The sequence below is a fragment of the Bradyrhizobium sp. 14AA genome, from assembly GCF_054185205.1.
Genome location: NZ_JAVAYM010000003.1, coordinates 172,450 through 199,016, shown reverse-complemented (window position 1 = coordinate 199,016; position 26,567 = coordinate 172,450). Strand labels below are relative to the sequence as shown.

General features: G+C 62.4%; 6 protein-coding genes, 1 tRNA gene and 1 pseudogene. 2 read left to right on the top strand and 6 right to left on the bottom strand.

What is annotated here, in order from left to right:
* Positions 1 to 2 precede the first annotated feature (2 nt).
* On the bottom strand, positions 3 to 7,745 hold the full coding sequence (locus RAD15_RS08645; RefSeq protein WP_458176370.1) for a hypothetical protein: 7,743 nt from the start codon (positions 7,743 to 7,745) through the stop codon (positions 3 to 5).
* A complete protein-coding gene (locus tag RAD15_RS08640) occupies positions 7,736 to 19,915 on the bottom strand; it encodes a hypothetical protein (RefSeq protein ID WP_458176368.1) in 12,180 nt (4,059 codons plus the stop codon). The genes RAD15_RS08645 and RAD15_RS08640 overlap by 10 nt, the downstream gene beginning before the upstream one ends.
* Before the next feature lie 110 nt (positions 19,916 to 20,025).
* Between RAD15_RS08640 and RAD15_RS08635 the strand changes: the two genes are divergently transcribed.
* Positions 20,026 to 21,765, top strand: a complete 1,740-nt coding sequence (locus RAD15_RS08635) for a hypothetical protein (RefSeq protein WP_458176366.1) — start codon at positions 20,026 to 20,028, stop codon at positions 21,763 to 21,765.
* Positions 21,766 to 22,743: 978 nt separating this feature from the next.
* Here RAD15_RS08635 and RAD15_RS08630 read toward each other — a convergent pair.
* On the bottom strand, positions 22,744 to 23,754 hold the full coding sequence (locus RAD15_RS08630) for a T6SS effector amidase Tae4 family protein (protein WP_458176364.1): 1,011 nt from the start codon (positions 23,752 to 23,754) through the stop codon (positions 22,744 to 22,746).
* 76 nt (positions 23,755 to 23,830) lie between these two features.
* Positions 23,831 to 23,959, bottom strand: coding sequence for a hypothetical protein (locus tag RAD15_RS08625; RefSeq protein ID WP_458176362.1), 129 nt, complete (start codon positions 23,957 to 23,959; stop codon positions 23,831 to 23,833).
* 297 nt (positions 23,960 to 24,256) lie between these two features.
* On the opposite strand from RAD15_RS08625, the pseudogene RAD15_RS08620 reads away from it, so the two are divergent.
* Positions 24,257 to 25,442, top strand: a pseudogene (locus RAD15_RS08620) (IS481 family transposase).
* 43 nt (positions 25,443 to 25,485) lie between these two features.
* Here the strand turns inward: RAD15_RS08620 and RAD15_RS08615 are convergent.
* Together RAD15_RS08615 and RAD15_RS08610 are read right to left on the bottom strand one after the other, a co-directional pair.
* Positions 25,486 to 25,575 (bottom strand) — tRNA-Ser (locus tag RAD15_RS08615).
* Between the two features lie 320 nt (positions 25,576 to 25,895).
* Positions 25,896 to 26,213 carry an Lrp/AsnC family transcriptional regulator gene (locus RAD15_RS08610; protein ID WP_458176360.1) on the bottom strand — a complete coding sequence of 106 codons (318 nt, stop codon included), beginning with the start codon at positions 26,211 to 26,213 and terminating at the stop codon, positions 25,896 to 25,898.
* Positions 26,214 to 26,567: the final 354 nt, after the last annotated feature.

Genomic DNA, 26,567 nt, shown 5'->3' with positions numbered 1-26,567 from the left:
CATTAGGCGTCATAAGCAGCGAAATCCGAAAGCGCATTCGGTTGCTGGCCGCCTCCCGTGCGGTCGACCTTGACTAGATAGGCGAACGGTTCTTCCGGCCGCGGTGCGCGCGAAACGACGAACGGCCAAAGGAATAGTGCCCGGCGGCGCACGTGACCGGCGACAAGATCGCCCAACAGATCCGGAAAATCTATCTTCTGTGGCAGCGGCGCGGTGGCAAACAACGCCGTTCCGACGGAGGGGCCTCCTGCCTGCAGCGTTGCCAAGCCGTACGATGAGGCCGGCGGAGGCAGGACGGCTTCCGCGACGATACCGACGTCCACCGCGAGAGAGATATCGTCCTTGAGGATCGTTATCCGAAGGCGGTCACCTGCAGAGAGCCTTGCAGGCACGTCGTTCAGCGGCGTGCCGTCCTGAACCTCGCGCAGGCTGGCAATGCTTACCGCGTAGGGACGGCAACCCTTGACCTGGTAACGGATCGCATTGGTGGCCGTGGCAGTAATGCCGAGCGGTCGCGCCGGACCACCCTCGCGCGGCACCAATTCGATCTTCAGCAGCCATGCTCCGGTGGGAGCATCTATCGGCGCATCCGTCTTCCGCTCGCGCTTCCAAAATGCAAGATGGATCGTCGCTCCAACGTCGTATTCCGCCCGATCGACCGCAAGCACGTGCGGGACGTCGTCTATGGCGAGGACGTTGGTTCGTGCGGGGCTGCCGAGTTCGCGATCGTACGCAGGATCTCCGAAAGCGAGAGTGAAGGGCACGATCGGTAGCCAACGCCGCCGGGGCGGAATGTGGGGAAGATCGAATACCAGGACGTTGGGGGGTCCGGGAATGAGGTCCTCATCGCCGCCGGCCGCTGCAGGCCGGTCCGGCGCGAGCGTCAGCTTTTCGTGCGGATCGGGACTCAGAGCCGTATCCGCCGTCGTCGCCGGGATCGGCGTCCCGCAGCGGACGGTAAGCCGCATCGGCGTATCGGCACTCGCTTCACGAAGCGCAATCAAAATCGCGCTCCGTGCGGCTTCCCGGGCCGCGCCATCGTCCGTTCCGAATTCTACGAGCAGGCGCTTCGCGTTCGGATCACCTGTATGCGTGCCTTGGTCGATGGTTTCGCCCCACACCATCTGCTGAAACCTGATCACCGCAGGTCCGACTTGAAGCGTGACGTGCGGCAGGTACGTCATCGGGTCACCATGTCTGGGCGGCAGCAAACCGATGCGGGCCAGCGCGATGCGCGCAGGCATGTCGCCGGGAACCTTGGCGACGAGACGAATTCTGCCGTCCCACGTGGGCGAGAGCCAGCCCAACGATGGCGAGTCGACTGTAAGCGTCACGCTGCGCGGATTGAGCTTGCGGTCGTCCTCGTCGAGGCTGCGGTCGAACCGCGCGACGACTGCGGGACCCTCCACCAACTTGAACGGTTTCAAACTCCCCGCCACGACTTCGTCGCCGGCGATGAATGTCCTGCGTCGCAATTGCAGATCTTGTTCGTCCGGCAGCACGGACGACCGCGGCGCCCGCAATTGCCGTGCGATCAGCGGACCACGTGCAGCGGGGCGGCCGAACCGCGCAAACTCGGGATCGAACGCAGCGTGCGGCCAGGTCAGCAGAACCCCTTCATGCAAAGTCATCATCGCGCCGGGCCGTTGCCCCGTCGTGGTGATCTCGACCTGCCCAGGGAGAAGAGGCGCCAGCCGCGAGCGGTCGGCAGGCTTCGCGGGCTCGCCCGGGATCCTTGAGTCGCGGAATGCAGCAACCATGCTTTCGACCGTCGGTGCCCGCGCTCGAGGTGGCGCTAGTACGGTTAGACGGTCGGGCGGGGAACGGAAATTCTTCGCGGCGCGCCGGCGGAATGCCGTACGCTGGCCCACCGCGATGAACGCCGCGTTCCCGGCTTCCTCTCCGTCGCGCACGTCCTGCGGCTCTTCCGGACCTTCTTCCAAGCCCCAGGCCTTGGCGGACCAAGACACACTCCGGACGCGGCCGGCCCAGGCATGATCGCTGCGCCGAACTTCCTCGCCGCCGAGCCGCGCATGAGCCTGAGCGAGATCGGCGATACGCTCATCGTTCGGCCACCCAAGCGCAGGCGATGCGTAGATCGTTACCGCACGGTCTCGCAAAGCGAGCGATGGTTGTCCGACCAAGCCCGGCGTCGTCACTTCCGCGAACTTCCAGTCGACGTGCGGCAGCGGCATCATCGCATCGCCGATCGTCGTGCGCTCTGCATCCTTCCCCGGCTTGGCGTCATGAATGGTCAAGTACGACGTATCGACGCGGGCGAGCATCACGATGCGCGGTGCAGCGCTCAGGCCGAATGCGCGCAACGCCGCATCGGCCCGTTGGGGGCCTTGCACGGATAGTTCGTCGCTCGAGGGATCCGACAAGGTCGCGGACAGTCCCGCCGGGAGCATTTCGGCTCCTACCGATCGGTCGTCCGCGACCAGGAGGGTGACTGCCGGCTGCGGCACGTCGAGCGGACCACCGTCGCGTGGCCACGCAGTCACGGTGAATTTCACCTCCCGGCGCGGAGTATCCTGGCTCGGCACGACGCAACGCAAGGCCTGCCCGAAACGGCGCTTGTCGGTCGTACGTCCGAACGCTTCCGCAACCGTCGAAAGTGCCAACAATGTGCGGACGAACAACGGACGCTCGAGCAAGTTTGCAGGGACGTTGTTTTTCTTTTCCAGGAAAAACTGATCGACCGCCATCGTGGCCGTCGCACCCGCCGCAGATGCGGCGACCACCGCGCCGAAGCGCTCCTCAACGAGACTTTGCGTTCCGTCCTGCGCAGAGAAGGATTTCGCCGTTGGACCGTCGAGACGTCGCGGCGCTGCCGCAGCAGCGTCGTAGGCGGCAATGCTATATTGAGACAAGGCCGTGCCGGCCTGCGGACATTTGTCCAACGGAGCTATGGTCGGTTCATTACCCGTCTGCGCCCACGGCAAGATCCATTGCGGGACAAACGAGACGCCGAATTCGAACTCGGCGCTTGTCGTGACCGCCTCGGTCACGCTCGATCCAGTCAACAACAAGGAATTGGGCACAGGGCTATCGTCCCTAGGATAGGAATTGCGCACCTGCTCGAGAATTGCCCGGACCGGAAAGCCCGCGTTGGCGAGCGCGCGACGCACCACCCCGGCTATCCGAATATCGGCCTCGTTTCCTCCGTCGCGGTATCGCGCCATAAAGGCGTAGTCCGACGAGTTGTTCGTAGGTTGAAACTCCGAGCGTGCCGCGCGCGCCAGACGATTCATGTCGAACAGGCTCAGTTCGTCGATGGACGTCCAAGCGAGCGGCGCCTTGCCACCACTACCGGGCCACTCGATGTCGCCAATCGGTGTGAGCTCGTGATCGACCACGGCGCGAAAAAGCCACGGCTCGTTCAACACAACGCGCGCATTCTCGATGATAAGCAGGTTCAGCGGCAACTGGTGGCCGCTCAGCCGCGGCATCGCCTTGTGCTCCAGGGCGAGACTCTTCTTCGGGTCCATCGTAAGCACGGCTTTCCAGTCGTCCTTGTTGCCCGGAAGCGCGTCGAATTTAGGTTTGTCCACGGATGCGTGTCCGACCGGCCACCCGATCGAACTCGTCGCGGCCGCCGCGAAATCGGCATCGATCCGCAGCGAAGAGGACCATGCCACTTGAGGAGACGAACGTCCCGTGTGCCGGTGACGGATCGACTTAATCCGCTGGGTCGTGGCCCCCTCCCCCTGCGCGTCGAACGCAAACTCCGCAAATGCCGACCCGAGATCGGCCACCGGCCATTTGCCGACGGTCCCCGACATCGTACGCTTGAAAACGAAAGCGATCACGGCGCGAAGTCGACCGGCGGGAAGTAGGAAACCGCGGAACAGCTCCGAGATCTCGGTAGTGTCGTTGATCGCCATCCGAACCACGCCAGCGTCGTGGTCGATTTCCTCTATCCAAGGTCTAGCCGAAGTCAGCTCGAGCCAGCGCACATTGTCAGCGCCGTAGTCGCGCTCGAAAGCAAAGGGGCTTTTGGGATCTTCATTCCGCAGCGGTGCTCGAAGTTTGGCCGACGTAAGAGTCAGTGAGGGACTGCCGACCTTTGGCCAGGCCAGATCAATCCGTTTCAGCTGCAATGGGCTTGTGCCGGGGTCGCCGTCACTGAACGCGGTGACGCCGTCTGCCGAAAACGCCGCACTGCGCAAGCCGAACATGCAGGCTTGACCGAACAGTCTTGCGGTGAGACTGGCCGTTGCAATGTCCACTCCCCCCCCGTTCGCCTTCAATTTGAGGCTAAGGGCGATCGGCACTTCGGATACCGGCTTGACCGCCGCGGTGGCGCGAAAGACGAGTTCGGCTGTCGGGGAAGCCGGGAACGGGTCGTCGGCCGAGTCGCCGACGATGACCTGTGAGATCTCCCGGAACTCGAATGCTCCCGCCGAGTCGTCGAACTTCAGCAACACCAGATTGCCGGATCCGTATGCATTTTCGGCGCCGAACACCATCTGCTTCGGGCTGCCGGCTTCGGGCTTCGCCCCGGCAAGCTTGACCGATGCCAGTATCTGGAGAAGGGAAGGCGCGCCGCTATCAGCTCTCATCTCGAACGCAACGAGCCGCAGCGGCCGCGCCACCAAAGGCCCCCCGAGCGGAATTTCGAATTCACCGAGATCGTCGGCACCAACCCTGGGATAGAAGCGCCACTCGTAGAGCGTCTTAGCGACGCGATTGCGGTTGATGCCCTCCGGGTCCGGACCGGCGCCAGTTTCGAGTACGCCCGAACGGTCAAAGACGAGCTTGTTTCCGTTCTTTTGCAGCGGAATATCTCGGAACCAGAACCTCAGCTCGTTCGGACCGATCGCGAGCGGAATCGGCGCGCACCGAGTGGCGAGCATCAGGCGGCGGTCGTCGGGGGCTTGGCGGACCGAGATGTCTCGCGTCGTAAATACGGCCGACGAAGTGTTCGGGTCGAACGCGAGCGACAGACCACGCGCATCATGCAGCTGGTCGGGGTCGCCGGCGATCGCCGGCTTCGGGCTGGCTTTGAACGACGAGGATGCGAACCCGTCGATCTTAACGAGCCCCGCGCCGTCCTGCACCAGCCGATTGTCAGCCTCGATGCGATAATTCGCGGTAAGGCCGCCCAGTGCCTTCGTGCCCGCGAACCAGTCGTCACCCTTTGCAGTCGATCCCAGACAGAAGGCGCCTAGATTGACGTTTTGACCGGCCCGCGTGACCTTGAAGGCAAACGCGTCGGGCTTCCATACGTAGGGCTCGACCAGCCCGCGCACCGATCCGTTTTTCATTTCCGCGTTCGATGAATGCCAGAGAGAGATCCGGAACTGGCCGTTCCCGAGGTCGGTTTCCTCCTGGACGACGCGATCAACCTCGGTCCGCGCCCGCGCGATTCGTCGAGCGTTCTCGAACCAGACGTTCGACAGTCCCCGGAGGTCGAGCGCCGTAGGACGCGTTTCCTGAGCGGGTTCTTTCTTGACAGGAACTGCCTTGGGATCGGGAGCTTTGGCGTTCGCGAACAGCTCGTCGAGGATCGGCAGATCGTAGCGCAATGATACCAGAAGGCTCTCATCCGAGGACAGCATCTCTGCTCCCTCTCCGAGCGTAAATTCCACGCCAGGCAAGGTGAGAGCCGCGACGGCCACGCCTGCCGCTTCCCGCGGCGAAGAAAGATATGGATCCTGCCCCGCCGCGAACCTCGACGGCCACGGCCAGCGCCAGCTTCCATCCCCATGCACGCTTGTACCGAACGGAACAACGGCGCGCGGAAGGCGGGCGGTACCGTCGCCGAAATTGAGAACCAACCGCCCCGACCGACCAACCTGCGTCGGAACAAGCTCGCGGGTGGCGGAGGGTCGTATGGCGCTTTCCGCCGTGCGCGTCATGGCCACCGATGAAACCATCGCGATGTCGCTGTTCGCGTGCCACACGAGCAATGGCGGCCCGCTCTCCGGTCCCGATAGCAACGGAAGCGGAAAGCCGATGTCGCCAAGCTTGCGCGCATCGATTTTGCCGACTTCGACCTTCCATCCGGAGATGTTGCGGCCGCCGAACACGATCGGAATGCTGTCGAGCGAAGCCGGACCGGCGTCACGCGGAGGAAGAACCTCGACCGGCGAAGGGCTCCCTTCTCCTGCCCACAGCACTCCGTCCAGCGTGCCGTACGGATCGTAAAGCTCCACCGTGATCGTCCTCGACGCATTGCCGTCGAGCGCTCTGGACCAAGTGATGGTGAGCGACACGTTCGCGGACGAGACGATCGAGAGACCGGGCCAACTTGTGCCGTCCGCTCCGACGGCGGCTGGAGCGGATCCGATCGGCACGTCGACGCGCATGAGTCCGGCGAAAGCCGAGGGCCCGACCGACGCGCTCGCAGGTTCCTCGGCGTCGGGGGCCGGCGGATCGGGCAGCGGAATCTGGACCCAGCCACGGTCCAATGCAACGAATGCGAATGGCGGACGAGACGCGGTCGGTATGGCACCGGAGTCGCCCCAGACCTTCGACAGGCGCGTCGCGAGCGACTCGCTTGCGGCAGTTCCGCTGAAGGATTGCACTGTCACGGTATCCGGATTCCCACCAGCAGGCCTCGGAGCGTCCGGCGGATCGGTCCATGAAAACGCAATCTTCGATGCTGGTAACGGCGAGTTGGCATCGCTCCGGGCCTCGATGCGAAGCACCGGCGGGTCAGACGGTTTGCGCACACGTAGGGTCGCTACGTGACGGACCAGATCGGCAACGCCGGGCTCGCCCCCGGAAGGATCCGCGCGGGTCAGCAATTTCACACCGATGCCGTCCGGCCGCAGCTGCACCGCCGGTATCGATTGCGGCGCACCGCAAGTGTAAGCCTTCGCAACCTTGTCGTAGTCGAGCGGCCACGACAGTGGCGGCACCCCGCGCGTGTCGACCTGCAGCACCACATTGCCGCCACGTGCCGCAAGGTCGCGTGACATCCAGGCAAGTCCTTCGGACAGGCTCTGCGCACCTGGCCCACCGACCAGATCGAGCCGCATACCGGTGCCGTTCGCCGGTGAGACGGCAAGCCGCAACCGCACCTGGAGAAGCTCTATCGTATCCTTGAACGGATTTGGAACCCATGCGTCGAACTCGACCCCTTCGGGCACCAACTCGAACGCAACAGCCCTCGCCTTTTGTCCGCTATAGCGATTTTCTGTCGGGAAGGTATCGATCTGCAGCGCACCGAAAATGTTCACCCTCCCTGTCGGGAGCGGAGTCCAATTCATCGAAAGCCGGGCGGAAAGCTGGGCTTTGCCATACTGCGCTGGGTTTGCGTAACCGACACGTATCGCTCCACTCGTGGCCCTGAGCCTTGGAGCGGTCAGCTCGAAATATCCGGCGATCTTCTCGAATACACCGTCCGGCCAATCGGCGGCCGGCACTACGTGAAGTTCGCTGTACCGATCTGCTTCGCCCTCTAGCTGAACGGGATCGAATGTCGCCGATAGAATGTCGATCGCCGCAGCTTCATCATCGGTCCCGAACTTTCGGGTCGCAATCGCGGCCGTCAGCAACAATGGTTCATGGAACGACGCGGTTGTCTTCTTGCCCGTTTCCTTTTCTCCCACGATAGTGGCGTCGGACGGTATCGCTGCCTGCGAAAGAAGGCGGATCGAATGATTTCGGACGACGGGAACGTCTTTTCTCGCATCGAAGGGGTGCCCGAGATTGACGCGCGCTCTCCAAACGCGATCGCCGAGCCCGAAATCCGGACCATCGATGAAGACGCGGCGGAACGGTATCATCGGCATGGCGACGCCTCCCCTTCGGCACGGACGATCGCATCCTCGGCAGGATCCGCAGCGCCTCGAAAGACCTTGAGACCCGGCGTGCGCCCAGGACCGAATACCTGGCCGGCCATCGCTTCGTCGGCGAGCGCCAACAGGTCGCGACGGACCGTTTCGTCGGCGACGGTCGAAATCGCCTTCATGATGGCATCTCGTTCCTCGTCCTCGGGCGGCATCCGCAAGAGCAAGGAAACCGCGCGCCATGAGTTCTGATCTCCGGCGCCGACCGCGGTCAACGCCGCGACTACGTCCGCTCTGGCTAGAGCACCGTACGGCAGATGGACCACCGCGCTTGCCGCGCCATTCTCCAGTGCGCCGAGATCCGCGATCGCAAGTGCGGTGAACGGAGCGGCTTCGACCGCCGTTATCAGATCGACGATCCTTGCCCTGTCGATTCGCGGATCTATCTCGATAGCCACCGAGGCGATCACATCCACACAATCGGGCATCAGGCGCGAGCCGTCCTCCCGCGCAAGACCGGCCGTTCGCGCAGCGGCTGCCAAAGAGGCCGGCAGCGGGGCGGCAAAGGGCGGAAAATCAAGGAACCGGTTTTCCATCGCGTATTCCTTGCGAGCTATGAAAAGCCGGCGCATCTCGGCACGCAGTGGATCACGAATGCCTTCGTCGAACTTATTCTGATCGTAACCTGCTGCTGCCTTGCCGATCTCAAGTGCAGCCACCATCTCGCGCTCCGCGATACCGGCAGCGTCCGGCTTTTGCCAGGCCTCGACCGCACCGACAGCGATCTGCACCGCAGCCGGCCGACCGTCGGGCAGACGCGGAAGACCCCAGACAAAGTCCGGCACATCGAGGTTCGCCGGAGGTGGACCATTTCCGTCGGTGTCGACCCAGCGCTGGAGGAAATCCAGGACCTGCCTGCCGGTGGGGTCAGCCGCATATGGCGCGTAGATGTCCCGCCATGCCCTTACGTCGGCCTTGAACTGCGTCCAGCCGGCGTTCGTGGTGGGCACCGCAGTCACAGTCACCGTAGCGGCATTTTTCGGCGCCATACTCCGCCACGCCGCGTTCGCAAAGGCATCCGGGTGCAGTTCGAACAGAAGCAAGGGACTTCCGACACCGCCCTCGATCGTTGGTGCAAAGGATTCTGCGGGCAGCACATCCTTCTGTGCAACTTTTGCGGAGATCTCGAGCTGCCACCAGACCCGATGATTGGTACAACGATGCGGATGCTGGGTGGAAGCGGTGCCACCCTTGAACAAGGGGCCAACGATGTTCAAGCCGTAGCCGGACTGCGGCGGTACTTTGGCCGGCTCGTTCGGGTCGGCCTCGGCGCGCTGCTGTCCGAAGACATCTAGCTCTGCGGACGCCGCCGACAAACCCGCACTATCGGCTGCGATCGCCCTGATCTCGTAGCGGGCGGCCGGATCCGGAAGCGTGAAGACTTCCGGCACGGCCTCCTCGGAAAGCCAGATCGGTCGCGTGTCGAGGGGCATCCCGTCGACCAACCGCACAAGCGGCAAACCGAATGCGAGATAGACGCCTGGCTCGAATACCTCACCGTGTTGCGGTACCCGGCGTTGCACCGACCAACGTGGCCCCGGGGTCGTCGTACCGAAGAGCGGCTGTTTCCAAGGGAGGTATAGATCGTAATGGCCCTCCTCCACCGTAGCGATCACCGGCTCCGACACGACTACGCCGGCCGATGCGAAGGCTGCTGCGTGGACACGGAAGAAGAAGGGTAGCGCTTCCGTCCGCAAAGCGAGGACACCGCGCCATCCGTCCGCATAACGACCGGGCAACTCGGCTACACGGCCGGCTCCATCGCGGCCCTCGACGACCGCAAGGCCTCCGAAATGGTCGTGGCTCTCGATCAACGCGGGCGGCTTGGGCCTGTCCCAGTTGCCGAACGGTTCGGCCGTGTTGATCGGAAGCGGCGGCTCCGTGCCCTTCACAAGATCCTGCGCCCAGCGCTCCATGCCGAACTCGCGCCAGAAGCCGACGGAAACGGTCTCGAACGAGAGCGCTCCCTCGACCGTGACACTCGTCTCCGAAAGGATCTCCTCCGCGTGCCGCTTGTAGAGAAATTCAAGCACTCGACGCGACTTCTTCGGATCACGTTCGCCGGGCGGCAGGATCTCGATGCGCTTGGCATCGACCAGCACCGGGGGCGCGAGTGGTTCGGTGCGGGGGATGACGATGTCGAGCATTCGCCGGCTCCAACTGTCCGCGAAACGCTTCTGCGCGTCGTCAAAACCCGCAAGCCAGTCGCTCCACGCGCCGGTCAGTTGCGGCACGCGCGGGGCGCTGTCGCTCTTCCCTGCCCGCAACGCGTCGACGAAACCCTCGTAGCGACCGAATGGCCTTACAGCATAGCGCTTCAAACGGCGCTTTCGGTCGTCGTGGGTGAAAAGGACCTCCATCGTGCCGTCGTCCTGCACCCCGACGCGCCATGGATCGGGCCGGGTCACCTCGGCCAGCGAGAAGTGCACGTCGCGCGACGGTTTCAAGCCGGGTCCATGGTCCACGAAACGCCGGCTCCAATCGGGAATGCGGGCCAGCAAGGCGCTTTCCGCCTCCGCCGTCGGCCATCCGTCCGGCCATCGGCGTACGGCGTAACCGCGCAGTACCGCGTTGGCCGCCCTTATCCCCTCATGAGTACGGGCCAGCGCACCATAGCGCTCGGCCGCCATGTCTCCGAAGCGTCCAAACGGCTCGACGAACGGCTCGCCATCATGGATGGGATCGACAACCTCCTCCACGACTCGGGACGCGCCGCCGTCGATCCACGCATCGCCGAAGATCGCGGCCGCATCACCGTTGGTCACCGTGGCGCGCACTAGCACCACCACGTCACCGATAGCTGCCCGGGAGACATCGATGGTCAACGTCGACTGCGCTCCCGCGTTGTCCGTGAGCGCCTTGCGTAGTTTCTTCTGCTCCTCGTCCGTTTCCGTGATGGGGCTGGACAGAATCACCGACGGTGGTTTCGCGAGACCCGCCGTTAGGTCGCGCACGTCGGCAACCGCAATTCCGCCAACCACATTGACCAGCGTCATGTCGATCTTGAGCGCGTCGACCGAGGCATGTTTCCTAACTGCAAGGTAGGCCACGGGTTTTGCCGGCGGAGGGCCGATGTGTCCATCAGCCGTCCTCTGCCACCTGTCCGGCAACGGCCGCAGCGACATCTGCGTCAGCGCCAGTGCATCGTGATCGAGCACGCTTCGGACGTCGTCCTGATCGGTCCCGGGCGTGCCGCCGTCGAACGAGGCCAACTTCATGGTACCACCCGCCCGCGTCACCACATCGACGAACGGCGCACCGACGTCGAGATCAGCGTACCACGTGAGCGAGGTGGACAGTGCTGCTTGCAGACGAAGCAGCGTCTCCCGCGGCGTCGCGTAATCCCGCGTCTCGGTATCATACAGCCGTAAGCCGACGCCTAGCCCGAGCGTGCGGAGAATGCCCCAGCCATAGGGATCGCGCTCCGCGGGACTTTCGTTGAACCAGCCGGCGACGTCCGTCGCACCGTTCTTCGGAAGCGGCTCGAGTACGGGCTCGTAGCGGCGGTATACGGAAGCGTCGAGATCCTCGACCATCGAGCGGATATCGACGCGGAACGATACGTCCGCCACCGGCGGATCACCCGCCCGGGTCACACAGCTCATTCGAAGCACTACGCCGTCATATTTTCCTGGTGTGCGTGCGTCGTCGATATCCGAGATCAGACTTGCTCTCCCGCGCGCGGAGAGGCTCGTGACCATTCGCCCAAGCGCGGACTGAACGATCTTGAACTTCTCTTCACCGGTCCTGGCAGTCTGCGGGAACGTAATTTGGGCCGGGAAAGTGGTTTCGCTGCCGGCGCGGAATCCGAGTGCCGGACGCGGCAGCGGTTCAGGCCATGCGGAAAGCGAGAACGCTACTCCGGTGCAGTCCGCAAGGGTCGGTGGGGTTACGAGGGTATCTAACGGATCATTGAGCTTGAGCGCCGGATATGCCGCGGCTGGCGTCGCCTGATAGCGCGCCCAATCAATCGCGTCGGCGAGCACGGGATGCAGTGCCGGATTGAGATCGACCTGCCATTCTGCGCTCGCAAGAAGAGTGCCGGGAAGAACCCCGTTCTCGATCTTGCGGGCCGCGATCGTTACGCGTGCGCTCCGAAGTGGGTCGCGGTTGTCCTTGAAATCCACTTCGCCGGCCGCATGCTCCCAAGTAAGGCCCTGCAAAAGTGCGCGAAGTGTCCTTGCGGTCCACGGCCGACTTGGATCAGAGTCAAACGGACTGGGACCCGTTCCAAGTCGTGACACCGCGTAGACCTTGTCGCCTATTTTAAGGCTGGCCTCAAATCGAGTGGGTCGCCCGTTCGACAACAGCTCGGTGAGGATGGACTCATCGACGTTGATGGACAGCGAGCGACGAAGTGCTTGCGTAGGCCAGGCGATGAAGCTCTCGGCTGGAGAGTACCATGCTGCGCGGCGACCGGAGGCCTTTTTCTGGAGCCTGCGCGTCTCGCTCGGATAATGCGCTTCAACCTTCGCGAAGTCGGCGATCTCCGCAGGATCGAGCCTCGCCATCGACCCCGGGAGGGCCTGCATTCGCGCGATGTGGCGAGCCGGCAAACGCGTGAACAGTAGGACGACGCCGTCATTGTCCGCGAAGGGTCGCGGTCCGCTGGCGTCGGTGCACGCAAGCATCAGTTTTCGGTAGCCCTTGCCCTTGACCGCAGCAGAAAGGTCGAAGGCGAGCCAGCGCGACGGATCGTCGGCCTTGACGAGCCGGACCTGCCCTTTGATGTGCTCGGAGGATTGATCGAGCAGGTCGAGACCGTCCGAACGATCCCTGCCGGACTTGTCGAGAAGGTCGAGGAAGATCCCGGTCGCCCGCGCTTGGTCCACGTCGTTCAGCCGCAGGGCTCCTGCGCCCGGATCGGTGTCCGCGGTCTTCGTACTGAATTTGTATGCGATTGCGACTGCCGCAGGTGCGCTCGTCGCGCCCTCTACCTCGCCGGCGGCATCGATCTCGAACACGTCGAAGCCGCCGAAAAACCGGGCAAGTCGCTTAGAGCTGCTCTTGCCGGCGTAGGCGTCGTCATCCACCGCCGGTCGCCCGTTCCATCGCACGCGTGTGGCGACGCGGCGGGAGCCGTCGCGCAGCAGGACAAGCGCCCCATCGTCAGGTGTCGGATTCAGCAGCTTGCTCAGCAGTCCACTCTGATCCGGATGCCACACGAGCACGCGTCCTGCCTCGCCTCCGAGGTCATCGAACAGCAGTGGCGCCGCGTCGACGGCGACCGGATGCTCGAATATCTCGATCGGCGCCGCGATCGGCGGCAGCTTTGCGGAAGCATCCTCCCGGGGGTCGATCATCATCGTGATGTCGACCGGACACCAGGGAGCGGGCGCTTCAGCAGGCGACTCCTTTGGGCGAATGGCGAAACGCACTCCGAGAGCGCCGTCGCGGATTCGGATGTCCGCGGGCACGTCCACTCCGATCGCCTTGAAGAAGGCGTCGAGGTCGGCCCCATTGCCTGGCTCGACCCTCTTGAAGCCATAGCCGTCGCGGTCCGCGAGCAGAAGCGGATCCTCGAACAGCGGAATTCTGTTCCGAGTCGCATTCGACCTGTTCAGAGGCAACGTGAGTTCGAAATCCTCGTCGGCCACTTGCTTCTGCGCGAAGTCGCCCGCTGATGGACGTGCCAGCGCGTCGGTGACCGCGTCGCCGCCGTATAGCCCTGTCGGTACGCTGCGTTCCTTGCGCACCCTCAAGACATACTTGCGCTCCCCTTCGACCGTCTTTCTATCGTCCGGTTGCTGGTCCTTAGGCAGCGGTCCGTCCCTGCCGTCGTCGAGGCCCAGCTTGAGGGCGGGCTTCGCGGGACGCGCATCGATCCCGGGGATCTGACCGTTGTCTCCTGTGTACTCGAAATGGAGGACTGCGCGGCGGACGCCGTCACGAATCTTACGCGGCTTCGCCAGAACCAGTTGCAGCGGCGTCGGGGCGCCGTCGGTGCCCGCCGTGTCGACCGGCACGATGACGTAACGCACCATCCCGAAGGACTGTGTCGTCTGGCCGGACCCCGGAGGCAGGATGGCTGCGCGTACGTCCGACGGCAGATCGGACAGATCGTCGACGAACTGCGCATTCGGCCGCAGGAAACGCCAAACGAATTCCCCCGTGCCGAGGTCGCGCACGAGCCGCATCGGCGCTGCCGCCTTTACCGTCACTCGACGGGCGGGGTAAGGCGCCGTGCCACCCTGCATGTCGGTGAGGATACGCTCTATGCGGTAGTGCTTGAGGTCGAACTCCGGGTCGTCCCAGACTCCGGTCGACCGCCCGAATGCCGGCTCGAGATCCCAATCGAGCCGGATGCCGCTGCGCGTCGCCTCGACGATGGGTTCGGCGAGTTTCGGGCCGAGTGTGCGGAACATCCGCTCCGGAGAGTTGAAAAGGTGGACGCTCGTCCCCCTTGGAAGCGGCGTGACCGCAACGGTGTCCCGCGCCCTGAGATCGAAGTTCGCCGGGCGCGGTTTGTCGTCCGCCGCTGGTCCAAAAAGGATGCTGATATCCTTGCGCTTGATGACGAAGGCGATGCCGAGTCCACGCGCATCGAGACCTTCGGGCGCCGCGACCTTCCAGGATTCCGGTCCGCCTGCCGCCAGCCTAGCGGCCGACTCGCACAATGCCGCGACGGCGGCCGACCTGCGTTCTTCGATGTCGTTGGCGGCCCGCTGCTCGACCCCGAGCGCGACCTGGTCGCGGCCCGCATCGGCCAGGCGCTGAGCGGCTGCCTCGCGCGCATTAGGAAGTCGTTCAGAACCAGCCTGAATAGGCTTGGCGTCGGGTTCACCGAGGGCCGCGGCGGTGGTCTCCTTCGATCGGACGACGAAACACTGGGCCAGAAAATTACCGAGTTTGATGACATCGTCCTTGTTTCGGAAGACCACGGCATCCAGATCGTATTTGAGCTCCAACGTGTCGTCGAAGAGGTGATCGGCGCTTCTCCCGTCGGGAAACAGTTGAGTGACGGTCACCGCCTCGCGCAGGTGCACGCCGACAATTTCCAGCGCGTCCGGATTCGGGCCCGCCGCATATGGCGGTGCGTAGAACGTGCCCAACGCCTTGCCGCCTGCGGTGCTGCGCGGAAGGACGGAGGAATCGAGGCCGGTCTCCGAATGGTCTCGCGGCACGAAAGTCATCACAAATCGTTCGTCATCTCCCTTCGCGGCCTCACCGGCCACCGGGAACAGCATCGCCCAATAGCCGCTCGGCTCGAGTGCGCGCCCCTGCGGCGCCGGCGCAGGCACCCCGGGCACGGCCACGCCCGACACTTCGTCGTGCTTCTCGAGCGCATGATCTACGGCCTGGTCCGCATCGCGGGAAGCCGGACCGCGCGGCTGCTCCGGTGCAGGCGGAGCGACGCCCTGCTCGGCATCGGGTGTCGCGACCGTCAAGCCCAGCGACAAGAAGCGTTCGACGCGGCTGCGCGCGGTAACGAGCGCTCCTTCGTTGAATCCGACGCCGATTCCGAGGCGGATCGACCGGCCGAACCCTCCTACGCCGACCGAGGCCGCCGCGCGTCCGCCGATCGCGTTCGGTGAGACCGCGACCTCGAGCGCAATCGAGATCGTCAACGAGAGCGAGAAGCCCACCTCGAGATGGATGTCGGTGAACCCAACGGAGAACTCGAGCCAAACTCTTACCTGCAGAGAGATCGAGACATCGAACGCGAGGGCCCCGTAAAAGAGCGTGTCGTTGAAGCGTTTGATCGATAGGTAGGCGATGAATTTGGCATCGATCGAGAAATCGGCGCGCGCGACCACCGACGCTCCAAACGAGCGTCCGCCGATCGAGCCACCGATCTGCGCAAAGCCCTTGGCGCGAAACGCAATGCCGTAAAGGATCGAGAGATCCTCGATGCGGTTTACCAGGCCGCCCTGGCAGACGATTTGGAAATTGGAGCCGCGCTCGAACGTGAATCCGAGCTCGTATGGCCAGCCGAATTCCTGATGGAATAGACCGGGGCGTATGTACGTCGTCGCGGACCAGCGGATCGCCTTCATCGCCTGCACCAGCGGCGCGGGCAATTCCGGATGCTTCCCTTCGACGTCGCCTGTGCCGTCGGCGATCATACGGGCAAGAAATTCCTTGCGCGGCACCGACAGGTAAACGTAGCCCCGCAAAGTCGGATTGGTGCGCCAGGCATCGGCCGTCGCGCTCGAATCGTGCCAGTCCGCATAGTTGCGCGCGATCCATACGCGCGCGTTCAGAAAGAAGGTCAGGTCGCTACGCAGCGCCGCCACGATGTCGAACAGTACGGGGTTCGGAAGGTCCTTTTCTCCGTCGGCATTGTAGTCGGTTTCCTCCGACGCGCTCGAAATGCTGATCAGGCCACGCAACGCGAGGGTCAGGCGATTGCCCTCGGCTTCGGGCTCCCACGCGGTCACCGTCGCCAGTTCGCCCTGATACTTCGAGATATCGTCGAGGACCTGGATCAATTCCTTGACGCTGTGGACCTTGTCCGCGCGGTTGAACGCGGCCAAAGTGAAGCGGTATCCGAAACCGAAGCCGACCTCGCGGAGATAGATCGACCCGAGCGGAGTCGGGATCTCGATCGAAAGTTCGCCCTCCTGCGCATAAAGAAAGAACGCCTGCCGGACTTCACCGCCCTGCTTCTGCAGTTCGAGGAAGCCCATGGAGGCGGCCATCTGGCCCCACCCCTTGATCGTCAGCTTGCCTGAGGCGAGGAACCCGTGTGCCGTCACGTCGGCTGGAAGGGCTCCTGGCTTGTATAGGCTCGGCAGCTTATCGTCGACCGCGATCGCGGTGCCTTCGATCGAAGCGGCTCCGCCGAAGCGCACGCCTACAGTCAATCCGTCGAACCGGACCTGCGGCCGCCAATCGCCATCCTTCGGGGGCGCGATCCAAAGTTTATGAAAATCGAATCTCGGACTGACGATGTCTCCCGCCTCGACGAAGTTGACCTGACCCGAGATCGACATCGCAGGCTTGCCCCCGAACGCCGGCGACGCGGGATGGAAGCCGATGCCTCGCAGTTCGAAGGTGAACAGATTGAAGAAATTGACGCGCTTCTTCGGCTCGACCGAGACCTGGAATTCTATGGCACGCAGCAACATCGACGCGTCGCGCGCGAGCGGTGCCTTGTCGAGCGTGATTGTGAGGCTGCCGAAATTCTTCAGCAAGCCGTCCGTGAACTCGCCTGCGCGCGGCTTGAATTCCGCGGTCCCTGTAAGCGTGAAATAGAAGTGGTATCCTGCCCCATCGGACGAGAAGTCGTGAAACTCGAAGCCGATCGCCGAAAGCGTAAGTGTGAAGCGGGTGCCGTGACAAACGATCGGGTCACTCGACTTGTCGAGCGTCGCTTCGGCGCTCTGCACGATGAGGGAGCCATCCTTCCCACGTCCCATGGAAATGGAGATCGTGGCGTTGGCTTCGCCAACCAATTCCGGCGGAAGCTGTCCGGACCCCTTGATGGAGAACGCTTGGATCTCGCTGCTCTTGATCGATAATCCACCACTGTCGAAGCGGAATGGCATATCGACGCCGGCAAGCTGAACGGGAGTTTCCGGGTCCACTTTGGCGGCGAGATCGAGCCCCCTCCGCGACATGCCGAACTCGTCGATACGGAAAACGATCCCGCGTCCGCCGCTCGCAACCTTGCCATACGCAAGATCTAACCGCGCCGTATCGGCGAGAGCTAGGCGTACATCCCCCTTCGAAAAGTCGAGTTTGTAGAAGCCGTATTCGGCGGGAAGCGCGTCGTTCTGTTTGTAGGTCTTGGGAAGGATCCGCCCGGTCAGACCGAATATATCAAATCCGTTTGTTGCCGGCGTTCCCTTGATCTCGATGACTTCGGGGCCCTTGAAGCGGACATCGAAGGTCTTCAGGTCGAGAGTTATGGTCAGGGGAAAGTCGACGGTCGTGCCCTTGACCGTCAGCTTCGCCTTGAGCGGCAATGCTACCGTTCCGTCCTTTCCCTCCTGCTTGTCGCCGACAGTGACGGTTATGTACTGACCGAGGCTATCGAGAAAACTACCGCCGCTGTCGCCCTTGGACGACTGCAGGAACGGCAGCAGGCGATCCTTCGCATCGTGAGCGACCTGCCCCTCGACGACAACTTGGCTCCAGTCGATCTTCTTGTAGGTGATGGGACCGGTGATGCGGGCTATCTTCAACTGACCGTCGACGACCTCGTCCACCGACGCCGACATCGACTCGAAGAACGTGGCCTTGCCAGCGCGGAAACGAAACACGGACACGGCCTGCGCCGCCGTGAGCTTCGCGGAGATCTGAATCAGCCGCTCGTCCGGACGCTCGCCCTTCGTATCGGTATCGCGAACCGCTTCGACACCGGCGTCCCGCGACAACCAAAGGTCAGTCCCCAGCGTAATGGCAGAAGCGGCCTGCCCCTGAACCGCTATGAGTGCCACGCTCGCGGGGCCATCCAAATCAATGACGAGGGACGGTCTCCAGTCCAGCGGAACCGAAATCGCCAGGCCGAGCGCCTCCCCTTTGAAGGGGGTTGCCGGAGCGGTGTCCCAAACCGGAGAAACGACGATCTGCCGCAACGAGAAAGTGCGCGAGTCCAGCCGAACTTCAATGGCGATACGCGGGCCGCCAGCGGCAACGCCGCCGAGTGCATCGGTCAGCCACCGCACCATAGCCTGCAGCGCGTTGCCGACCGCCTCGGCGACGCCGAGCAGCGCGTCCACCGCGGAGCCCGCCTGGCGCGCAAGCCAGGAGACGGCCGCACCTATCATGGCGCCCATGCGCTCGAGCACCGCGAGAAGGCCGGTGTCCGGGACCCCCGGCGTCGGCAGGTGGATAGTGCCGAGAAAGCGGATCAACGCTTGCGCGGCATCTTCTGCCTTTCCGATGGCGACGGCGACGAGCGCGACCGGATAGGGCTCGACGATTGCGAGCCGCGTGAGCTTGCCGGACGAAGCGCCGGTTGCGGAGTGGTATGTCTGTTCGTAGGTCGCGGCGAACGCCAAGAGCAACGCGGGATCGCTCTTGGCGCGGATCAAGATACGCGGCAGATCCAGTACCGCTGTGATGTCCGCAGTTGCCGCATGCGGCAGGTCGATGTCGGTCGTTATCGCGATCGTCAATTTGCCCGGATCGCTCTCGATCGTGAAGGGGAGCGCGTCGGGCTGCTCTATCCTCTTCCGTGGAAGATCGATCGGCACCGCCGCCGCCCTGATGGTGCCGGCCACCGTGAGCCCTCCGGCAGCCGTCAGCGCGATCCTGAAACCCGTTATATCGGCGATCTGCGTCACCACCGGATTGCCGGCGGCATCCTTGGTATCGCAGACGAGCTCGCCGACACCGTCTTGCGCGGTCGAGATCGCGAGCCGATTGTTCGCACCGATCGAGAACGCAATCCTCGGCGGAGTGCTCCAGTTGACATGCAGCGGTTGATCGACGTCCCCGAACTTAGGAATAGGCAAGTCGAAGCGCAGCAGACTGGCGAGACGCGACAAATCGAGCGTTGCCCAACTCAGCGTAGGCCAGTCGATTTTCGGCCAACGGAAGTCGAACGGAGGAATCTTGGCGGCGGCAAGAGAGTCGACCGAAAAAGAAGGCATCGCGTTGATGAGTGCGCCCCTCGTGACGAAGAGTTCGACTTGCATGGCGGCGGTGCAGACGTTGCCGGCGACGTCCACGGTCCCCGTCGCGCCGAGCTTTGCCGTCAGCAACACGGCGTCGTCCGCGGGCTTGGGCTTGATGGCGGGATCCAAAAGAACGAGATCGATCGTCAGCCGCGCCGTCGCGCTCGCGCCGGCCAGTCCCACGCCGTCGATCCCTAGAAAGGCTCCGGCGTTCGCGTTCAGGTCGATCGAAAGGTCCATCAACGCCTCGCGCAAACGGTCCCTTGCCTGCTCCATCAGCGCAGCAGACGCGACATCGGCCGCATCTCTTAACGCCTTGATCTCGGCCTGAATCTCGCTCCAGGTTCTGAGCCGACCGCCGTCGACGAGTTGCGCCGGAAGCGTGAACGCGACCTTGAATTCGCCCTGACCAAGCAGAATGCCTGCGCCGTCGTGAGCGCTGACGACGATCGCTCCGACCGCGAGGCTTCCATCCGGGGTTCGTGCGTCGACACGAACGGAGTAGTTGCTGTTGGCATTGGAATAGAGCTGGACGATCCCCGCCATGCCCCAACTTTCTAAAATAACTCAATGCAGTTTTTGGTTGTAATTTCCGATCACAACATATTTGATCGCCTTTTGACAAGCTGTGATTGTTTTATTTGTAGGGACCGGCGATGGCAGACAGCGAATTGCTCGCGATTGTTTGGGGGGAGACAAGTACCCTCACGCCGAAGGACGGCGCCGACGAGACCATGGCTCGACTCGACGCGGTCGTCGCGAAGCTAGCCGCAGCGGCGAAGAAACGAGGCCTGACGGACAAAATGCGTTCGATGTCGGCTCCTCGCGTCAATAGGCCGCAAGCCGCGAGCTATCAGAAGATGACCGCCATCGTGGACAGAGTCGAGGCGGACAACTGGCCCGGAAGTCCGCTCCCGGCGAAAGCCGCGCTTTGGGAGGTTACGGTCACAGGCGCACCTCGTGTCGACAAAACGCTACCAAAGGCCGCAAGCTGGATTCTCGATCAGGGCGTGTCGAATGGCGGAGATTTCGTGGTCGGCGACGCTTCGGACGGACGCGTCTACCGTCTCTTCGAGTCCGATCAACCACCGGCTGATAACGAGCTGCCCTTTGTTTCGGCGGTCACCCTCACGGGTCTGCCTCCCGTGGAACGATCCTATTCCAAGATCGCCTGGAGCATCGGAATCCTCGCTGCGGTCGTATTCCTGGCCGGGGGCTCATTGTCGGTCTGGTCGGGCCGGTCGATGAGCGGGGCGCGAAGCATCCTCGTCACCAACAATCCCGCCACCCAGTATGCATTGCTCGCCGAGGTCACGACCACTTGCGCGGCCGATCTGCAGGCGTTTCCCGCCGGGAAGCAGTCGACCCTCTGCTCCAAGGTCCTGAACAACGGAAAGCTCCCCGATACCGACAAGACGACCAAGCAATTCGTGTGGCCCAACCCCGCCAATGCGGCGACGGTGCTCGACGACGCCAAGGCGTGCCCCGGCGCTTCGGCAGGAGATGGCTGCAACACGATCTGGCGGGCGGCGGTCGCCCTCGATCAGGATCAGACCTGGAAGGCAAGCATCTTCGGCTTCCTGCACACGGTCTCCGCTTTCCTGACCGGCACGGATCCCGCAGCCGGATCTACTTCCATTCTCTTTCCATTCCTGATGCTGGTCACAGGCATAGGCGGGCTGATCGTCGCGCTGGGACTGGGAACCAAACAGCGTGTCACGGGAGTTTGGATCGACACGCGCAACCGCGTTTCGCTCGCACGCGCGCAGGTGACACTCTGGACCGCCGTGGCACTCGCCGGCTACGCCGCTTTCGCCTTGTTCAACATCGGCTTCGCTGGAATAGTCAGCGCCGCCGGCGACATCGCGAAGTTCGCGGCCTTTCCGACTATACCGGCCTCGGTAGCTGCCGCTCTCGGAATAGCGGCGGTGTCACCGATGATTTCGTCCCTCATCCTTCCCACTAAGGACGCAAGCGGGAAGGACGTGGACTTCTCGATCGCGGGCAGCGACGGCGATCTTCGCAGGCGCGGAGCGACGTTCTTTGGAGCTGAGTCTGACGGTCTCGACAGACGTCCGTCTCCGGCACTTGCTTCTATCGCGGACATATTCATGGGCGAGGAAAGGGCCAATAGCGACACGGTGGACGTGTCGCGCCTTCAGAACGTCGTCATCACCGTGACCTTGGTCGTGGGCTTCTTCTCGCTGCTCATCGAGATGATGAGCCGCATAACAGCGGAAACCATGCTGGGAGCCAAGGGCGCCATCTTCACTTCGCTGCCCGAACTTGGCGTCGCGTTCACGTCCCTGCTGTTCGTCAGCCACGCGACGTATCTCGTTTCCAAGACGCAGGATGCGAAAAAGCCTAATCCTACAGATACTTCTGAAAAAAAATGAGAGCGTTCTGGCGAGGCAGGAGGAGAAATACCTCAGTGTTTACGTTGAGCATTCGGAGCCCAGCCGGTGCTTAGACGGATCAAGATTGGGCGCGCCCGCGTGACTTCGCTCGTAGTGCGGGTCTGACGGAGTGATTCCGCCCACCGGCTTGTGCAATGAGCCTTTGAGCTCCTTGCATCGGCTAGACCGACGTTCCGATGCCCTGGGCTCGACTCTGGGATTTGGCGGCACGGCTATCGGCAAACATTATTGGCTCTCATACTCTGTGAACTTCGAAGAGATGACGAGGGGGGTAGTGGATAGCGGCGTATTGGCTACTCTGATCGCTCGCGGCGCAAGAGATACCACCTTGGTCCGCCTACTGGAGGTTCACGGCTCGGATCGCTCCGATCGAGCGCGACCTTGAAATCAAGGTGTTGCTATCGGCAGCAACATCCGAGGATGTCGCGTATCCGAAACTTGGCGTGATGCGCGTCCCACGTTCGTCCCTCGAGGCGGCCCAAACCACCAAACTGAAATTGACAGCCAGTTCAGCGATACCAGAGGCATCTACGGAAAACACCAATAACTCTACAAATGAACCCGATGCGGACGATTCCGGGTTGTCGCCTGACGTCGTCGAAGCCATGCGAGCACAGCGCAATGACGCGCCGCGCGAGGAATGGTGGCCAGATCACCCCAAAGCGAAGCGACCGGCAGTCGAAGTGTTGGCGGCGCAGCGCAAGCCGCCCCCGCTTCCGTATAAGAGAGCGCACTCTATCTGGATCGACGAAGATGTTCGTACGGGCGTTGTGTCGTACGGAATTGCTAGAAATGCAGAGAAAACCGCCATTTGGAAGTGCCAAAAACCCTTGTTTCACTGGCCTTTCTTGAATTGGAGCGGGCGAAGGGATCGAACCCTCGTATGCAGCTTGGGAACAAGCGGGAGAGGTGTCTGAGCCCGTCGCCAGATCGAGCCAATCAAGAGGTCATAAGACGCTACGGCAATTTCCAGAACCAGATGGGATCGGCGTTCCAATAGTCGGCTCCGACGGGATTGCTGCCGTCCCACAGGTCAATATGGCCCTGCCCCGGGAAATCAGGAATGTTGAGGTAGGCAACCAGCCCCTTTTTTCCCTGAACGCTCGCGGGGGCGGTGCCCGGCGCATTGAACCCGATGTCGTAAACGCCGAACACCTCCGCCTTGCGCAGAATGCCGGCCAGATCGCCCGCGCCCCGAACGAAATTGTGGGGGCAAAGGTTGACCCCGCTGTTGGCAAATTTCTCCTTGATCCCGGTGACCGTCTTGTCGAGAGCCTCACTCATGCGAATCGCACAGGTGTTCGGAAAGTGCATGGTGCAGTTATGAATCTGTGTCGGATCCGTCTTGTAGACGGCCCGGATGGCCGAAAACGCAGGCCTCGTCAGGGCAAACGGCGAGAGCATGTCGCGCAGGGCGTCCTGCAACGAGAGCTCATCGGGTACGACGATCACGTCCTTCGGAAGCGAGCCCGCCTGATAATTTCCGATACGCTCTTCGGGACCGACAAAGGCGATAACCCGCTTTCCCAGGCCCAAAGCAATTTCGAATTCGGCCTGGGTACCTTCACCGCCCGCCAGAACGATGACGACATCGGCCGAGGCCATGTTCATGATGTTGCGCGACTCGGCACTCTTTGGCGCCTTACCGGGAAGATGGGTGAAGATTGGGAGCTCGATCCACCGGTTCGGATAGCCGGATTTCGGAGTGAGCGCGTATGGCGACACGTGTCCGACTCTTGCTCCTGCAAAGCCTTCCGCGCTTCCCGGAATGATTCCGATCGAGCGTCCGACCCGGAGCGGCGTCCCACAGAACGACTTGGCGACAATCTCCATCGCGCCGCCCCCGCCGCCGGTCAGCAAGTCGCATCCATGCTCCGCGATGATCCGACCTGCAATGCGGGCGCGTCGATCAAGCTCGGTTCCGTCGGCAACCGCGCCGCCGGAGGCCGCTACGACGATTTTGACCATTTTTCGATCTCCCCTTGCTCATTCACGCCGCTTAGTGAATCCCCTGATTGCAGCGAATCTCCGCCGTGCAGGCAATCTATCGCGAATATTCCGCACCGACGACGAAGATCGTCGCGGTCGGATTCGCCGACGTGTCGACCCGATCATGCACTTCGAATTCCTGGTCGCACGACGAATTCTTGAACCTGAACAGCAGAACGGTCATGGGACCTCCATCGTTCACCAGGGGAACTATCAGGCACCTCGATCAGGTCGGCGCCTGAGATTTATCTTCTTCAGGCTTCAGGAATTCGCTCTCGCTTTCCGGCATGTAAGGCCGCCATGGCATTCTGACGTTCGCCTCAAGGGCTACACCCTGGGGCTACACCAGAGACCTCTGGCGTGCAGTAAGGCCTGATTTTACGGGGCTTTCTCGAAGCCGTTGAGCGGCCCGAGACATAGGTGACAGAACGTACCGGACACATGGGTTACACTTTCCGCTTTTGTTCTGCGGGAGGTGGCGATGCCGTGGAGAGCGAGTTCGGTCATGGAAGAACGCCTTCGCTTTGTCGCCCGGCTTCTGGAAGGAGAAGCGATGTCCGAGGTCTGTCGCGAGTTCAGCATCTCGCGGAAGACCGGCTACAAGATCTTCGATCGCTATAAAGAGCACGGTCTCGAGGCCCTGAGCGATCGCTCCCGGCGGCCGGTCCGCTATGCCAATCAGCTGCCAAGCCAGATCGAGACCCTGATCGTGCAGCTCAAGGCCGAGAAGACCGCATTGGGGTGCACGGAAGATACGTGAGCTCCTGGTCAGGCGGCTCGACGGCGACCTCAGGGTTCCAGCCAAAAGCACCATCCACGCGGTGCTCGACCGCCATGGCCTGGTCAAGCGCGGCGGCGGGCCGCGCCACCGCGCGCGCGGCACGCCGCTATCCCAGGGCACACGCCCCAATGATCTGTGGTGTGCCGACTTCAAGGGCGAGTTCAAGCTCGGCAATGGCCGATACTGTTATCCGCTGACCGTTACCGATCATGCCTCGCGCTTCCTGCTGCTTTGTGAAGCGCTGGACTCGACACGAGAAGACCCCGCCATAACCGCCTTCGAAAGGCTGTTCCGTGAGCGCGGCCTGCCGCTTGCCATCCGCTCCGACAACGGCGTGCCCTTTGCCAGCCCCAACGCTCTGTTCAACCTCTCAAAGCTGTCGGTGTGGTGGCTCAGGCTCGGCATTGCCATTGAGCGCATCAAGCCGGGCCATCCTCAGCAGAACGGCCGGCATGAGCGCATGCATCTCACCCTCAAGAAGGAAGCTACCCGTCCGCCGGGGTTCAACAGCCTGCAACAGCAAGATCGCTTCGACAGCTTCCTGCACGAGTTCAATGAGGAGCGACCGCATGAGGCTCTCGACATGAAGCGCCCGGCAGATCTCTACACCGCCTCAGCCCGCCACTACGAGGGTTTGCCGGAACTGGCCTATCCCTTTCACGATCGCGACGTCGTCGTCACCTCCTGCGGGCGCCTCTGCCTCCACCGCAAGAGAATCAATATCTCCCTGGTGTTGGCCGGCCAGAAGCTCGGCATCAAGGAGGTCGACGAGGGCATTTGGCTCGTCAGCTTCATGCACTATGATCTTGGATATTTCGACCTGGAGCAGAAGACCCTGCAGCCCCTCGACAACCCGTTCGGCACGAGGTTGTCACCCATCTCTTAGGTACGATGCGTTACCCATCTCTTCGGGCTGGACAGTTTTATCATGGCGGAGAGGGAGGGATTCGAACCCCCGATAGGCTTGCACCTATGCCGCATTTCGAGTGCGGTGCATTCAACCACTCTGCCACCTCTCCTGAAGGCACCAAGTAAGGAGCAGCGGCCCCTGTGATTGGGGGGCGTTAATAGGCGAGGATGGCGGGCCAGACAAGGCGCGGGACGAAAATCGGCCCCGTTTTCGGAACTGGCGTCGCCGAGGCTTTTGTGAGCGGTGGGCGAGGGTGGCAAAAGACTCCGCCTGGCACCTTCGCTTATCGAACGATTGGGAATGTAGTCGCGCACTCGCGCACGTGCGCGTATGGACGTTCTTCAAGCCGGTTTTGTTGTCAGCTTCGGTGCCTCTTAAATCCCTGCGCCGAGAGGATCCGGGGGATGAGACATCTGCATCCGAGTTTCGTCAATCCTCGGACGGGACCTCAACTGGAACGGCAAAGCCCGCCTTTACACGATCCATTATGACCATCGTCTTGAAGCCCTTAATGTCCGGGTTCTGATAGAAGAATCGCCGGGTGAACTGCTCATAATCATCCATGGTACACGCGGTAATGTAGAGGACAAAGTCAGCGTCGCCCGTGACGTAGAATCCATTGATCTTCAGTCGTCGTTGACATGCGGTCGCAGAAAGCCCGGCCAATTCGCCGATCGCCTCGGAAGTTAGACGTTTGTTCTTTTGCACAATCTCGAGGATGCGGGCGTCCGTTCGGTCGTATCGCACAATCGGCTCCTCCCTTTTAGGTGGATTCCGTCGTCAGATGCCCATGCGATGCAGAAAGTCCTCCGAATAACAGGAAAATGCAACGAAAACAGTTATACGACACCGGTATGCTGAATGACAGTTTTGCTACACCTCTGCTGCTGAATGATGGCAATTAGGACATCAACCCAACCACCCGGCGGTCCGCACTTGGCAGATACGACCCCCCAGCAAACCGGGAAACCAAAAGCCATGACAACCACCGTGCTTTCAGATCCTCGAGAAATCCTTGCAGAGGACGTGAAGGAAGCCCTTCTGAGATACTATTCTGGGCGGCGCAAGGTCGCGATTTCTATCAGCAAGCCAACCAGCGAC